Source organism: Holtiella tumoricola, from assembly GCF_027857615.1.
In the GTDB taxonomy this organism is placed as follows: domain Bacteria; phylum Bacillota; class Clostridia; order Lachnospirales; family Cellulosilyticaceae; genus Holtiella; species Holtiella tumoricola.
This window is the reverse complement of record NZ_JAQIFT010000014.1, coordinates 89,706-103,618: the sequence shown is the minus strand read 5'-3', so window position 1 is coordinate 103,618 and position 13,913 is coordinate 89,706. Positions and strand designations below refer to the sequence as shown.

Sequence of the window (13,913 nt, the reverse complement as noted above, 5' to 3'; positions counted from 1 at the left end):
AATTAGGCAAACATAGTTATAATTTTAACAAGGCGTGTTAAAAAATATAACTTAATCTGGACTTGATTAAGTTTTTGATTAAGAAATAATGCTGTTTACACTAGAATAATAACATGGGTTAGGGTAGGTGTCAATAAAAAGTGTTAAAAAAATAACGAAAAATTTTTTAGAAGGTATAAATTAATAGTTAGATAAAAAGTAGAACTATGTAAATACATGTATGAAAGTTATATAATATAAGGGAATTCAGCAGATCATTTGAAAAGGAGAATCCCATGACAGAAAAAGAAAAAATGTTAAAAGGTTTAGGCTATGATGCATCAGATAAAGAACTTACAGAAGATCGTACACGTGCAAGACAATTGTGCTATAAATTTAATCATCTCGAACCGGGTAACCATGAAGAAAGATTAGAGGTTTTACAAGAGCTTCTTCAAACAGAAGAAAATTTATATATGGAGCCTAACTTCTTTTGTGATTATGGATACAACATCAAAGTAGGAAAGAATTTTTATGCCAACTATAACTGTACTATACTAGATGTAAATACCGTAACTATTGGGGACAATGTTATGTTTGCTCCTAATGTACAAGTCTATACAGCGACCCATCCAGTGGAGGCAGACTTAAGAGTGAGTGGTATAGAAATGGGTTATCCTATTGTAATAGGAGATAATACTTGGATTGGTGGAGGAAGTATTATTTGTCCAGGTGTTACTATCGGTAAGAATGTTGTTATAGGAGCAGGGAGTGTAGTAACTAAAAATATTCCAGATGATGTAGTTGCAGTAGGAAATCCTTGCAAAGTGATAAGAAAGATTGAAAGTCAAACTGGAAAGTAAGTAATCGATGGTTCATGCTAAGGGGAAAGGCCTAAAGGCAAAAAAATAACCTAGACTTCGGGGGAGGAAATCTAGGTTGAGGGGGGATTTAGCGATGTACCTCACACTTGGTACAATGGTAGTATGGACCAAATAAAAAAGTTATATACACATTATTTAAAAAAAATATAAACAATATTCAGGTCTTGCATTTTGAATATGAATGGCATATAATGAAACAAATATGAAAACTTTCATTATATAGGTAAAATAACGTTGATGAGAGAAAAGCTTAAGATTTTGTTTTTAAGAGAGCTAGTGGATGGTGTGAACTAGTAAACAGACTTTAGTGTTCCGCTCTTTGAGTTGCTGGTGATGAGCCAGAAGGGAGTTGCCCTTTATAGCAATAAGAGGTCAGTTTATTTACTGATGAATGAAGGTGGCACCACGAGTATGCAATCGTCCTTTTATCTTTTTACGAGATAAAAGGGCGTTTTTTATTTTATTATTATTTTTATATTTACGAGGTGAAAGATATGTTAGATATTAAAAGACTACGTAGCGATTTTGAAGGCGTAAAAGCAGCATTAGCTAAGAGAAGTGGTAACTATGACTTAGAAGGATTCTTAGAATTAGATACTAAAAGACGTGAACTTCTTGCAGAAGTAGAAGTACTTAAAAACAAACAAAATGTTGTATCAAAACAAGTCCCAGTTATGAAAAAAGAAGGTAAAGATGTTACAGCTGTACTTGCTGAAATGAAAGAGCTATCAGATGAAATCAAAGGTATTGATCAAAAAGTTAAAGAAGTAGATGATACACTCCAAAACATTCTTCTTACACTTCCAAACTTACCAAACCCACAAGTTCCAGAAGGTGCTAGTGATGAAGATAACATCGAACTTAGAAGAGTTGGGGATGTTAGAGAATTTGATTTCGAAATTAAACCACACTGGGATCTTGGTGAAGGTTTAGATATTCTTGATTTTGAAAAAGGAGCAAAAGTAACAGGTGCTCGTTTTACATTCTATAAAGGTTTAGGTGCTAGACTTGAACGTGCAATCATGAACTTCATGCTTGATATGCATGTAGACAAACATGGTTATACAGAAGTATTCCCACCATTCATGGTTAACCGTGCAAGTATGACAGGTACAGGTCAGCTTCCAAAATTTGAAGAAGATGCTTTCAAAGTACAAGGTACAGATTACTTCTTAGTACCAACAGCTGAAGTACCAGTAACAAATATGTACAGAGATCAAATCTTAGATGGTAAAGACCTTACAATCAAACACTGTGCTTACACAGCATGCTTTAGAGCAGAGGCTGGTTCAGCAGGTCGTGATACAAGAGGGATCATCCGTCAACACCAATTCAATAAAGTAGAAATGGTTAAATTCGCTAGACCAGAAAACTCATATGAAGAACTTGAAACACTTACAAATGATGCTGAAGGTATCTTACAAGCATTAGGTCTTCCATACCGTGTTGTTAGACTTTGTACAGGAGACTTAGGATTCAGTTCAGCAATGACATATGATATTGAAGTTTGGATGCCAAGCTACGGTCGTTATGTAGAAATCTCAAGCTGTTCTAACTTCGAAGACTTCCAAGCTAGACGTGCAAACATTAAGTTTAAAGATAATATTAAAGATAAAGCACAATTCATCCACACATTAAATGGTAGTGGTCTTGCAGTAGGTCGTACAACAGCTGCAATCTTAGAAAACTTCCAACAAGAAGATGGGTCAGTTATTATCCCAGAAGCACTTCGTCCATACATGGGTGGTGCTAAGCGTATTACAAAATAGATTTTAAAGAAAGAGCTGTCATAAGACAGCTCTTTTTTATTTATTTAAAGTTACGGAAAATCCCCCAGATAAGATAGAGAATGAGTGATGTAAGGAGAAAGCCTAGATAAGTTAAACGGAGCTTATTAAAGTTTCTTAGGTTGAATGGTATCATATAGAGAATGAGCCCAAGAAGAAAAGTAATATAGATTAGTGTAACAGGAAGCCAATGGGACATATTAGGATTCCTTTCTATTCAATAAGTTAATGAAGAAAAGTAAAAGAGAACTTTGATTCCTGCTAAAGAAGTGGTTAGCTATGATGGTATAACTATCTTGTAGGACAAGGAAAGCCATAATAGGATAAACACTTAGAGTTAAGACAGGGTTGTAGCTATAGGCTTGTTGAAACTGAAAGGTAATAAAATGTATAAAGGAGCGTGTTCCACCACACATAGGGCATAAGAGATTGTAATGAGTATACCAGTAGCAGATACTTTCGTTTGCTAGAGAAGTATGTGATGCGATAAAGCCAAGTGGAATGATAAGAAGGTAGCAGAATAAACGTAGCAGATGCAAATTAACACTCCTTTCTTAATAATTTAGTTAATAATAATTAAGAATGTTTAATGATTGATTAGTCTAAAAATAATTGCAACTTATCTTTAACTATAATACAATAAAATCATGTAAAGGGGGAGATAAAATGGATGAATACAATCACACGAACCAAGATGGTAAAGACCCTAACCAAGTTAACTATACACCTGTAGCACCTGAGCATACTAATAATTATCAACAACCTAGACCACCTATAAATGGACCTTATAATGGATATCAAGCAGTAACACCTAATAATGAAGGCATAGGCTTTGGAATTGCCAGTTTAGTACTAGGGATTGTAAGTCTTATTAGCTGTTGCATTATTCCTTTCATTGGAGTTATTCCCTCTATTGCAGCGATTATTTTTGGGGTTTTAGGATTAAAGTATCCATCAAGTAAAGGCATGTCTATTGCAGGTATTGTCCTAGGTGGAATCGGAATTGCACTTTGTGGAGGGCTATTCCTTATTGTGATGTTAGGAATAGTAGTAGGACTATAAGAAAGAGATAAAGTAATGAAAAAGATAACGAAATATAAGCTTATATTAGCTAGTGCATTTCTAATATTAGGACCATTAATGTTAAAGGGAGTAGGGATACTTAGTAATAACCAAACTACTTGTATATTTGATACATTAGGCAGCAAATGTTTAGGGTGTAATATTAGAGCAGCATTATTCCAACTGAGCAGAGGGAATATGTTAGAGGCATTTAGACTAAATCCATTAGTGTATGTATGGATTATAATAGCTCTAAGCATTGTACTAAGTGAGCTTTATATGGTGATCAGAAAAATTATAAATAGACAATATGATAAAGAAAGTTTGTTAGATTGGATTATTAAGAAAATGTTTAAAGGTATAACCTTTTAAGGAGGAATAAGTATGAATTGTCCAAACTGTGGAGCAGAAGTAAGAGATGTTGATCGTTTTTGTGGAAGATGTGGTGCTGAAATTAGAAAAGAGGCAGGCGAAGCAAGCTATCAACAAACAAATTATCAAGAAGGTAGTCAGCAACAAGGAACGTATCAACAAACAAACTACCAACAACCTTATCAACCACTTGATACACGTAAATCTAGACTTGTTGCAGGGATTTTACAACTTGTTTTAGGATGGGGTGGCGTAGGCCGTTTCTATTTAGGTTATAATTCAATTGCTATTGCACAAATATTAGTAACTATATTTACATGTGGTATTGGCGCTATTTGGCCATTTGTAGATTCTATTTTAATTTTAGCTGGGCAAGTGCAAACAGATGCAGATGGTGTACCACTTAAAGATTGATAAAGATAAAAGGGATGTAGCCTATAGGCTACATCCCTTTTAATTTGTAATTAACGTATCAGTTAAAATAGAATCTCCGATTAACTGAGTGAGATAAATACACTCTTCTATGGTAAGAGGTGTTTGACTTTGATCTTTTTGTATAAACTTTACACCTTGCTCTATATGAGGCCATTCAAGGTCTAAAGAACCAGCTATTTGCTTGAAGAGACGAATACTCTCACTACGTGTAATGGGTTGGTTAAATTTAAATGGTCCAGTACTATTAGTAGGCATATATTCAGTTACAACAGATTTTAAAGCATAAGGAAGCATGTTCTCAATCATAGTAAGAAATTCATTAGCAGAGGCTTTATCCATATAGCTTTTAGCAGAAGGTTTAATCCACTTATTTGATAGAGCATGTTGAACATAAGGTGCAGACCAGTCAGAATAGGAAACATTTTTAACACCTACATTATGATTGGCATCACTTACAAATTCAAAGTTTTCTGCGCCATATTCAAAGAGGGTATTAATATCTTCAAAGTAAGTTGGATACCCAGACTTCATAACAACAGCAATAAGCTCTAAGTCGCCATATTGTGCCTTGGCAACAAGTGTACGTCCTGCAGGGGTATGATAACCTGTCTTAGCAGCCAGTACATTCTCATTAAAATAAGGAGACCCTTCTTTAAAGAATTGGGCTGTATGAGAAAGAGGAAGTGTTTTACCTGAATTAATAATATTAAAATTATATTTAGGTGTTCCGGCAATTTCACATAATACTGGATCCTCAAAAGCAGCAGCAGTAATTAAGGATAAGTCATAAGGTGTTGTATAGTGATTTGGATCATGATAGCCATGTGGATTTACAAAGTTAGAGTTATTAGCACCTAGACTTTTAGCTTTTTCATTCATTTTAGCTGCAAAAGCATCAATACTACCTGCATCATAGACTGCCATATCATAAGAAATGAAGTTATCAGAACCCATCATAATACCATGGATACCATCTACATAAGAGTATGTATCACCAATATTAAGGCCTATATGGCTACTATCAGAAGGTACATTAGCTACACTATCTGCGGATTTTGTGATTGTTCCATCTTCTTTTAAATCTTCTACAAGTAATAAAGAAGTAAGAACTTTAGTTGTGCTTGCTGGATAAAAAGGAGAGTTGATATTTTTCTTATATAAAACTGTTCGTGTATGTGGTTCGATTAGAATAGCACCTTCAGCATTTACAGCAGGAGAAGGTGAAGCGTAAGTTAAAGGTGTACACACTAAGGTACATAATAAAAGAAATAAGCTACTTTTTTTCATTGAATCAGGTCCTTGCTTTTTTAGTTATAATATAGCAATATTTATTGCCAAAAGCTAGTTTTATTTATACCTATAGAATGAATATTTTATTTATATAAGTCTCATAATTTATTAATAACAATTTTACATTAGGTTAAAAAAATAGAGTTATAATAGAAATAGGTAAGGCGTTCGTTCATGAAAAGATTGGTAGAAAATATAAAAGGCAGTTAAAAAACCAGTAATTAAAAAGGTTATTAGTACCATAAAAAATATTATCCTAAAAATGAATATAATATTTAAAATGGACCATACTTTAAAGGAATAGTTTAGTAAGGGAATTGAAAGGAGATTTATTATGTACGAATCATTAGAAAATTTTCCATTAAGGAAGATAAATTTTGTTAAAACAAGAACTACTATTTTGAAGGCGGTAAGCCACTTACTTAAAGAGAAGGACTTCTCTTCTATCACTGTAGATGAAATTTGTAGCCGTGCTCAAATTTCAAGAGGAACTTTCTTTAATTACTTCTCAACCAAGGATCATGTATTCCATTATTTCTTAAGAATCTTTACAATCCGTATTGCATTACGTATCAAACAGTGGCCAGATGATTTAAGTTTTGAAGAAAAGATCAGAGAAATTTACAAATGGTTTAATGAAGAAACTCAATATAGTCGTTTTGTAGATAGTTATATTAACTTCTTACTTACTGTAGGTGAAGAAAATAATGAAATGAAGCTTATTGATGCAGAGTTTGTATATTTCTTCAACGGTATTGAAGAGGAGGAATATGCTTACTACAATAACTTAACTTTAAATACTTTATTCCAAGATATTTGTAAGAAAGCACAAGAAGCAAAAGAAATTAGCTTAAGTGACCAACCTAAAGAACTTGCAAACTTATTTGCAGGCGTACTTGTATCAAGTTATATTACAGATCAAATGAATGGTGACGTTGATCATTTAGCAGTATTTAGTAAAATTTGGAAGTAAAGATGAAAAAAGAACAAAGAAAATAGGACTAAGTAACTAGGGTGAGTTACTTAGTCCTATTTTTTTAGCCATGGGCAGCATTTAGTTTCTAAGAGGTCAACTAATTTGAATAAGATAAGGCCAAGTAAACTTAGTCCAATAATACCTGCAAACATTTTAGGATATTCAACCATGGACCAAGCATTCATAATGAGATAGCCGATACCATAGGATGTAGCGAAGTTTTCAGCGAAAAAGAGGGCAGAAATACAGATACCAAGGCTGATGCGAATAGCTGAAAAAAGCTTAGGGAGCATGGCTGGTACAACTAAATGTTTATAAAGCTGAATAGGTGTTAGGCCAAGTGTTTTCATAGATTGAAAGAGCTCAAGTGGAATTTCTTTAATCCCGTCTCTAACAGCAATAAGTACTTGAAAAATAATGATAGATACCATAAGTGTTACCTTTGAAGCATCTCCGATCCCCATGAAAATCATAAACAGAGGTAAGAAAGCTACTTTAGGTAGGGGATATAAAATATAAGTAATAGGGGAAAGAAGTTTATCTAAGGTTGGATATAGCCCACAAGCCATTCCTAAGGAAATGCCTAGAAGTAAGGAAATAGAAAGGGCTAAAGCAATTCGATAGATACTTACTAAAATATGCTTATATAAAATAGTAGGAAAAAGTGTTATAAAGCTAGTAATAGCCTTAAAAGGAGTAGGCAAAACATTAGACTGTAGAGCCAAACTTAGAAGCTGCCACATAAAAATAACACTTAAGATACCATATAAGGTAGGGAATTTGGTAATTTTCTTCAGTAGGTTCATAAAGCCTGGTCCTCCTTTAGAAGCTTGCGAATTTCTAGGCACTGTTTATAAAAGTCTAGATGTTCTTTGGCATCATTACACCCGAAAAGTGGATTAGAAAGAGTATGAGAGATATGCCCATTATTCATAATGATGATGGTCTGTCCTAGAAAAACAGCTTCTTCAATACTATGGGTCACAAATACAAGTGTCATAGGATTTTGATGATAGATGTCTAGAATAAGATGTTGAAGCTTTTCTTTAGTAATTTCATCAAGGGCAGAAGTTGCTTCATCAAGAAGCAGCACATCTGGATTAGTAATCAGTGTCCTAGCAATAGCTACCCGTTGCTTTTGTCCACCACTAAGCTGATGAGGATATTTAGAGGAATATTCCTTAAGTCCTAAAGTGTCTAGTAGAGGAAGGAGTTTGTCTTGTAGTTGTACCTTAGAGAGTTTGCTATTAATAAGAGCAAGGGCTACGTTATCATAAACAGTCTTCCAAGGAAGTAGGCCTAAGTTTTGTAGAATGACACTTGTTTGAGCTCTAGGGGCTATTAAAGGTTGTTGTGCAACTTGTATTGTACCCTCAGTAGGTGTTAGAAGCCCGGCTAATAAATGGAGCAAGGTTGTCTTGCCACAGCCAGAGGGGCCAATAAGGGCACAAGTGCTACCAGCTTGAATAGAAAGGCTAAGAGGGCCTAAAACCCTCTTAGCCTCATAACTAAAAGTTACATTAGAAAGTTCGATCATTATTGTACGAACTTTCCTTCTACTAACATATCTGGTGTAACAGTAATATCTTGTTTTAGGTTTTCTTGAACCCAATCAATGATTTTTTGCATATAATCAGTAGCTGGTAGATGTGCTGATGTATAAGTTGGTAGAATCATTGTATCTCTGATGGCTGGATTAAGTTCTAAGCTTGTGATTAATATATCACGTGCTTCATCAGGATTTGTAGTAAGATCTGTTACACCTTTGTTGAAGCCTTCATGGAAAAGTTTGATGGCTTCTTCTTTGTCTTCTAAAGCTTGAGAGGTAAATGCCATAACATTTGGACAAATACCATCCTCTGGTGTATAGATACGTTTTTCAAGTGTGCCATCAGCTGTAGCATTTGTTGCCATTGGTTCAGGGAAAAGACCCATATCTACTTTTCCAGATTTAATCATCTCAAGACGTGCAGGAATATCGTTAATAAATATTTTTTCTATATTGTAGTCTTTTGAAAGCCACTCATCAATTAAGAAGTTAGAAACAGAAACTTCCATCATAGCTACTTTGATATCAGGCGTCTCTTTATAACCTTCACGTACAAGAACAGGGAATACCCCATCTGTTAATGTAGTTGCTTTAAGATCAAAACCACCATCTACGTTTGTAGCTACAGCAATAAGATCAGTAAGTGCCCCATCAATTGTATGTGTTTGAAGGGCTGTTTGACGTTCTTGCGCATTGTTAAAACGAATGATTTCAAGGTCTAAACCAAGTTCATCAAAGTAGCCTTTTTCTTCTGCTAAATAAATGGGTGCAGTATCAACAGCTGGCATAACACCAACTTTAAGCATATGTGTTACTTGTTCAGTTGAAGTACTTGGTACTTCTTCTTTTGGAGTAGAACTACATCCGACAAATAGTGTAGATATACATATACATAGAGCTAAAATTTTATTTAATTTCATGAAAGATCCTCCTAAGTATAAAATTAGACAAGCAGTATTGTACTACAAATTTCCAGATATGACCATGTATTTATTTGGATAAAATGAGAAAAGTAAAGCAGGTTGTATATTTATGGGAACTATGACATAATGAATAGTTGAGTAAAAACATATAAAGGTGAAGAATATGAAAAGAGACAGACAATATTTTATACAACTGATTAAGGATTTGTGGATTGCATCAAGGCCTTTCTCACTAACTTTAGCAGTTGCATCGACAACAATAGGCATTTTAGTCGCTTACAGACAAGGACTTATTCAAGCTAATTTTATAGATATTAGCAAAATTTTAATGATTACAGTAGCAGGGATATTAGCACAATTAGGAGCCAACTTTATTAATGATTATTTTGAAGGATCCTTTAGATATCATAGACCTGCAGGCAGAAAGATTGTATTTTTAGGAGTAGAGCGTACTTATTTTGATGTACTTGTTTTCCTATGCGGCATGGCTTCTTTTGTAGGAGCAGCAGGGCTTGGGCTATTACTTGTACTAATGAGTAGCTGGAAGTTACTTATAATAGGTTTTATAGGCATTATAGGTTCTTATGCTTATACAGGAGAACCATTTGTATATAAGCGTAGAGGATTAGGCGTACCGTTATCATTCTTATTAATGGGACCTTTAATGGTATATGGTGCTTACTTCCCATTTAGTATGAGCTTTTCATGGGAACCTATACTTATTGCTATTCCACCAAGTTTCTTTATACCAGCATTAATGCTAAGTAATGAAATGAGAGACTTTACAAGAGATAGTGGATTAAGCTTAGGAACATTGAGTGTACGTATAGGCAGTGAGAAGAGTAGAAAACTTTATGCAAGCTTAGTTTTTGGAGCTTATATTTTAACAGTTCTCTATGTGGTATTAGGGCTTTATTCATGGGTTGCATTAGTAGTACTCTTTACATTGCCAATTGCTCTAAAGGCCTATAAAGCAGTCAGTACATTTAAAGGACTAGGTATACCTTATACAAATAATGTTCACTGGACGTTTAACTTAATTATTATCTTATCCTTACTAGTATCGAAATAAGTAAGGATTAAAGAAGTTATACCCATTGAAACTAGTATATAGATATGTTAAACTATTCCAAGATAAGCACGCGTAGTTCAGCTGGATAGAGCGTCTGACTTCGGATCAGAATGTCGTGGGTTCGAATCCTACCGCGTGTGTTGTTAAAAAGAGACAGCCTATGAGTATCAATTAATACTCATAGGCTGTCTCTTTTGCTTTGTGTATGTGTAATAAAAATAAAATCTAATAGAATATATTGAGTATATCTAAAAAGAGATTCTAGGCTTTAGCTTTTATAGAAATTATAAAGTTAGTGCTTTTTTTGTATGAGACTATTTCAGTAGAGGGTAAAAAATACAAAAAATAGATATTTAAAGAGGCATTTATAAACCAAATACATAAAAGATTTTAGATATATCATAAAAAAAATAATAAAAATTCATGTATAAATGAATATAAAGATGGAAAATGTGTATTTATTATACAAAAAATTGGGGTTATCATAAATGTGAAGTATAAATTAAAAAGGAGAGATTAATATGAGCAAAAAAAGAATATGTTTGTTAATGGCAACAGTCGTAACAGTCCATACTACTAGTAGTATAATACCAATGATGAATACATATGCAAAAGAAGCAGAGGAAAGTAAGCCTTATCTGAAAGAATCATTATATAGAGGGGTAAATGTTACAACAAGTAGTAGTATACAAATTACAACTCCATCTTCTATTAAGATTGTTAGAAATCAAGAGATGCAGTTGCAAGTGCCACCAAACTTGATAGACCCTATTACATGGGCATCGAGTAATAATAATATAGCTAGTGTAAATGGGGATGGAAAAGTATTAGCTCATGAAAAGGGGTTTAGCACTATTACAGCAAAAGATAACTATAATAATGAAGTTATATGGAAAGTAGATGTCATGTATATAGATACTATTCCAGAAGTAGATAATGCTGTATATGCAAAAATGAGAAAGAAATGGTTAGAGACCCTTATAGGAAAAGAAAATGATACAAATAGTAAGAATATCAATAGAGTTATTAGTAGAATAGAAGGTTTTGTGGACACACATTGGAGTGGACTCAAAAAAGATGGTGGTATATTATGGGATACTAAAAATGTCGCAAATTATAAAAAAGATCCAGCACATATCAGAACAATGTATCTTAATTTAGAATGGCTTGCAAAAGGCTATTCAATGCCAGAAAGTAAATACTATAAAAATGAAGAACTATTAGAGGATATTAAGTATGCGTTAGAATGGCTACATGAAAATGCATATTCTATTAAACAGCAATATGGAAACTGGTGGCAATGGGAAATTGGGATACCAAAGGCATTAAATAATATTTGTATCATGTTGTTTGATGAGTTAGGACAAGAAACTATTAACAAATATACAGATGTTATCTATTTCTATCAGCCAGATCCATTTCATTCAGGAGCAAGTGGTGCATCAGCAAATGAATACCGAGAATCTGAAGCTGCTAATAGAGTGGATGTATCTATGATATCACTTGTAATGGGAGCACTTAGAAACGATTATGAACAATTAGTTATGACAAGGGATGCAATTAGTAGTTTATTAAAGTATGAACAAAGAGAAAGTAGTGGGAGATATGTAGATGGATTCTATACAGATGGTTCATTTGTGCAACATGGACATGTGCCTTATGTAGGAACTTATGGTAACGTATTTTTAACAGGTGCATCTACAGTGATTCAAGCATTAGAAGGCAGTGAATGGGAAGTGCCTAAAGAAAAATTAGAAGTACTTACTTCGTTTGCTTTAGATTCGTTTGCACCATTTATTTATAAAGGTGCTGCACTTGATATGGTAAGAGGGCGTGCTATAGCTAGAAATAATGAAACAGATAGAAATTCTGGACATAATATTATAGGATCATTTCTGCTGCTTTCAGAAATCGTAGATGAACAACTTGCTAATGAATTAAAAACATATGCTAAATCTTGGATACTAGAAGATACTTCTACGAATTTTACAGCAAATACAAATAACATTAAACTGATTAATCTAGCAGAGTCTGTTTTAAATGATACAAGTATAGCGGTAGCACCTTTTGAGGAAATACATAAGCATTTTGGATTAATGGACCGTACTGTACATAGGGGAAGAGATTATTTACTAGGATTAAGTATGTTCTCAAGTAGAATCAGTAACTATGAGTATATGAATGGAGAAAATCTAAGAGGATGGCATATTTCAGATGGTATGACTTATCTTTACAATAGTGATTTAGCTCAGTATAGTGATGATTATTGGAATACAGTAAATCCTTATAGGCTTCCAGGGACAACTGTGGATACTATCAAGTTAGATATTAATAACCCAGGGGATAATGCAAGTATTGGACAAAAATTATTCTCTAAAGAAAACTGGGTAGGAGGAAGTCAAATTGGAGCATATGGTGTATCAGGTATGCAATTAAATGGAGATTTAGTGACTGATAGGGGATCAGAATCTCCTATGGCAAAATATAAATCTCTACAAGCTAAAAAATCTTATTTTATGTTCGATGATGAGATTGTAATGTTAGGTAGTGACATCAATAGTACAGAAGGCAGAGAAATTGAAACAATCATAGAGAATAGAAAAATTAAAGATGATGCAACGAATAGAGTGACCATAAATGGAAAAGAAGCAGTTCATACATTAGGGCAAGAAGAAACTATAAAGGCGAGTTGGGCATATTTAGAAGGCAATGTACAAGGTGCAGATATAGGATATTACTTCCCTTCACAAGCAGAAATTAATGTGAAAAAAGTTGCTAATACTGGGAAATGGGCAGATGTAAAAAAGAAAAGTTCAGAAGAGTTAGTAACAAAAAATTATGTAGAAATGTGGTTATCACATGGGGCCAATCCAATTGGTAAAACCTATGACTATGTTTTACTCCCAGGCAAATCACAACAAGAAGTTGCAAAGTATGCTACTAATCCAAATATTGAAATCTTATCTAATACACCACAAGTACAGGCTGTAGAGGAAAAAGAACTAGGTATCTTAGCGGCTAACTTCTGGGAGGATGAAGTATTAACTGTAGATAATCTAACAGTTAATAAAAAAGCTTCTATTATGAAAAAACAACAAAAGAATACGTTAGAAGTAGCTATTTCTGATCCAACGATGAAAAACACTGGAAAAATTGAAGTGGAAATTAATCAGAAAGCGTATAATGTTATAACAAAATCAGAAGGAATAGAAATAATAAGTTTAAGCCCAACCATTAAGTTTGCAGTAGATGTAAATAAAGCAGAAGGAAAAACTTTTGGTATTAAGTTCAATACTAAAGCTCTAGTTATAGATAACAGTGAAGATGATAATACGAATACTAGCAGCACTTTTAGTAATTCTTCTAAGTAAAGAAGAAAATGTAGATAAAAAACCTTTATTACAACCTTTAAGAGATCAAGTAGGAGTAGTACATACGGCAAAAGGGTATATACAAAAGGACAAGCACAATCAGGTTAAGCCTAACCAACCAGTAACTAGAGAAGAGGTAGTACAAGTCATTTATAGCCTTATAGAAGATGCTAATAATGGTTCTATAGGAGTACGATATTTAAAGATTTAACT

Annotated in this window: 14 protein-coding genes, 1 tRNA gene and 1 other annotated feature; of the genes, 10 read left to right on the top strand and 5 right to left on the bottom strand. The window is 33.6% G+C overall.

The features are described 5' to 3' along the window. Positions 1-275 precede the first annotated feature (275 nt). Together PBV87_RS03485 and serS are read left to right on the top strand one after the other, a co-directional pair. Positions 276-842, top strand: coding sequence for a sugar O-acetyltransferase (locus PBV87_RS03485; RefSeq protein WP_053982394.1), 567 nt, complete (start codon positions 276-278; stop codon positions 840-842). A gap of 246 nt (positions 843-1,088) precedes the next feature. Continuing rightward, positions 1,089-1,291, top strand: a binding site (T-box leader). A 66-nt stretch (positions 1,292-1,357) separates the two neighbouring features. After that, entirely contained in the window at positions 1,358-2,632 is a 1,275-nt protein-coding gene (gene serS / locus PBV87_RS03480; protein ID WP_271011167.1) for a serine--tRNA ligase, read from the top strand. 218 nt (positions 2,633-2,850) lie between these two features. On the opposite strand, the gene PBV87_RS23025 is transcribed toward serS, so the two are convergent. Then, positions 2,851-3,189 carry a DUF2752 domain-containing protein gene (locus PBV87_RS23025; RefSeq protein WP_416388413.1) on the bottom strand — a complete coding sequence of 113 codons (339 nt, stop codon included), beginning with the start codon at positions 3,187-3,189 and terminating at the stop codon, positions 2,851-2,853. 127 nt (positions 3,190-3,316) lie between these two features. Between PBV87_RS23025 and PBV87_RS03475 the strand changes: the two genes are divergently transcribed. From PBV87_RS03475 to PBV87_RS03465, 3 genes are read left to right on the top strand one after another with little or no spacing between them, the layout of a single operon-like run. Beyond that, positions 3,317-3,712, top strand: a complete 396-nt coding sequence (locus PBV87_RS03475; RefSeq protein WP_053982396.1) for a DUF4190 domain-containing protein — start codon at positions 3,317-3,319, stop codon at positions 3,710-3,712. A gap of 15 nt (positions 3,713-3,727) precedes the next feature. Next, positions 3,728-4,084: a DUF2752 domain-containing protein gene (locus tag PBV87_RS03470; protein ID WP_271011166.1), complete on the top strand. Its 357-nt coding sequence runs from the start codon at positions 3,728-3,730 to the stop codon at positions 4,082-4,084. A gap of 12 nt (positions 4,085-4,096) precedes the next feature. Beyond that, positions 4,097-4,498: a zinc-ribbon domain and TM2 domain-containing protein gene (locus PBV87_RS03465; RefSeq protein WP_053982398.1), complete on the top strand. Its 402-nt coding sequence runs from the start codon at positions 4,097-4,099 to the stop codon at positions 4,496-4,498. Between the two features lie 39 nt (positions 4,499-4,537). Here the strand turns inward: PBV87_RS03465 and PBV87_RS03460 are convergent, their stop codons facing one another. Continuing rightward, the gene (locus tag PBV87_RS03460; protein ID WP_271011165.1) at positions 4,538-5,806 is read right to left on the bottom strand and encodes a D-alanyl-D-alanine carboxypeptidase family protein; all 1,269 of its coding nucleotides are present in this window, start codon (positions 5,804-5,806) and stop codon (positions 4,538-4,540) included. 337 nt (positions 5,807-6,143) lie between these two features. Between PBV87_RS03460 and PBV87_RS03455 the strand changes: the two genes are divergently transcribed. Beyond that, a complete protein-coding gene (locus PBV87_RS03455; protein ID WP_053982400.1) occupies positions 6,144-6,782 on the top strand; it encodes a TetR/AcrR family transcriptional regulator in 639 nt (212 codons plus the stop codon). 56 nt (positions 6,783-6,838) lie between these two features. On the opposite strand, the gene PBV87_RS03450 is transcribed toward PBV87_RS03455, so the two are convergent. Genes PBV87_RS03450 through PBV87_RS03440 form a run of 3 tightly spaced genes read right to left on the bottom strand, consistent with a single transcriptional unit; the run spans position 6,839 to position 9,254 of the window. Next, entirely contained in the window at positions 6,839-7,591 is a 753-nt protein-coding gene (locus tag PBV87_RS03450) for an ABC transporter permease (protein ID WP_271011164.1), read from the bottom strand. Then, on the bottom strand, positions 7,588-8,322 hold the full coding sequence (locus PBV87_RS03445) for an ATP-binding cassette domain-containing protein (RefSeq protein WP_271011163.1): 735 nt from the start codon (positions 8,320-8,322) through the stop codon (positions 7,588-7,590). Before PBV87_RS03445 ends, PBV87_RS03450 begins: the two co-directional genes overlap by 4 nt. Further along, entirely contained in the window at positions 8,322-9,254 is a 933-nt protein-coding gene (locus PBV87_RS03440) for an ABC transporter substrate-binding protein (RefSeq protein ID WP_271011162.1), read from the bottom strand. The genes PBV87_RS03445 and PBV87_RS03440 overlap by 1 nt, the downstream gene beginning before the upstream one ends. A gap of 166 nt (positions 9,255-9,420) precedes the next feature. On the opposite strand from PBV87_RS03440, the gene PBV87_RS03435 reads away from it, so the two are divergent. From PBV87_RS03435 to PBV87_RS03420, 4 genes are all read left to right on the top strand, one after another. Continuing rightward, entirely contained in the window at positions 9,421-10,329 is a 909-nt protein-coding gene (locus tag PBV87_RS03435) for a prenyltransferase (protein WP_271011161.1), read from the top strand. Between the two features lie 66 nt (positions 10,330-10,395). Continuing rightward, positions 10,396-10,469 (top strand) — tRNA-Arg (locus tag PBV87_RS03430). A 381-nt stretch (positions 10,470-10,850) separates the two neighbouring features. Further along, entirely contained in the window at positions 10,851-13,700 is a 2,850-nt protein-coding gene (locus PBV87_RS03425; RefSeq protein WP_271011160.1) for a polysaccharide lyase family 8 super-sandwich domain-containing protein, read from the top strand. Continuing rightward, complete coding sequence (locus PBV87_RS03420) at positions 13,654-13,911, top strand: hypothetical protein (RefSeq protein WP_271011159.1); 258 nt, start codon at positions 13,654-13,656, stop codon at positions 13,909-13,911. Before PBV87_RS03425 ends, PBV87_RS03420 begins: the two co-directional genes overlap by 47 nt. The last annotated feature ends 2 nt before the right edge of the window (positions 13,912-13,913 follow it).

Coding starts and splice junctions, on each gene's coding strand:
- PBV87_RS03485 (WP_053982394.1), top strand. CDS start 276: ATGACAGAAAAAGAAAAAATGTTAAAAGGTTTAGGCTATGATGCATCA.
- serS (WP_271011167.1), top strand. CDS start 1,358: ATGTTAGATATTAAAAGACTACGTAGCGATTTTGAAGGCGTAAAAGCA.
- PBV87_RS03475 (WP_053982396.1), top strand. CDS start 3,317: ATGGATGAATACAATCACACGAACCAAGATGGTAAAGACCCTAACCAA.
- PBV87_RS03470 (WP_271011166.1), top strand. CDS start 3,728: ATGAAAAAGATAACGAAATATAAGCTTATATTAGCTAGTGCATTTCTA.
- PBV87_RS03465 (WP_053982398.1), top strand. CDS start 4,097: ATGAATTGTCCAAACTGTGGAGCAGAAGTAAGAGATGTTGATCGTTTT.
- PBV87_RS03460 (WP_271011165.1), bottom strand. CDS start 5,806: ATGAAAAAAAGTAGCTTATTTCTTTTATTATGTACCTTAGTGTGTACA.
- PBV87_RS03455 (WP_053982400.1), top strand. CDS start 6,144: ATGTACGAATCATTAGAAAATTTTCCATTAAGGAAGATAAATTTTGTT.
- PBV87_RS03450 (WP_271011164.1), bottom strand. CDS start 7,591: ATGAACCTACTGAAGAAAATTACCAAATTCCCTACCTTATATGGTATC.
- PBV87_RS03445 (WP_271011163.1), bottom strand. CDS start 8,322: ATGATCGAACTTTCTAATGTAACTTTTAGTTATGAGGCTAAGAGGGTT.
- PBV87_RS03440 (WP_271011162.1), bottom strand. CDS start 9,254: ATGAAATTAAATAAAATTTTAGCTCTATGTATATGTATATCTACACTA.
- PBV87_RS03435 (WP_271011161.1), top strand. CDS start 9,421: ATGAAAAGAGACAGACAATATTTTATACAACTGATTAAGGATTTGTGG.
- PBV87_RS03425 (WP_271011160.1), top strand. CDS start 10,851: ATGAGCAAAAAAAGAATATGTTTGTTAATGGCAACAGTCGTAACAGTC.
- PBV87_RS03420 (WP_271011159.1), top strand. CDS start 13,654: ATGATAATACGAATACTAGCAGCACTTTTAGTAATTCTTCTAAGTAAA.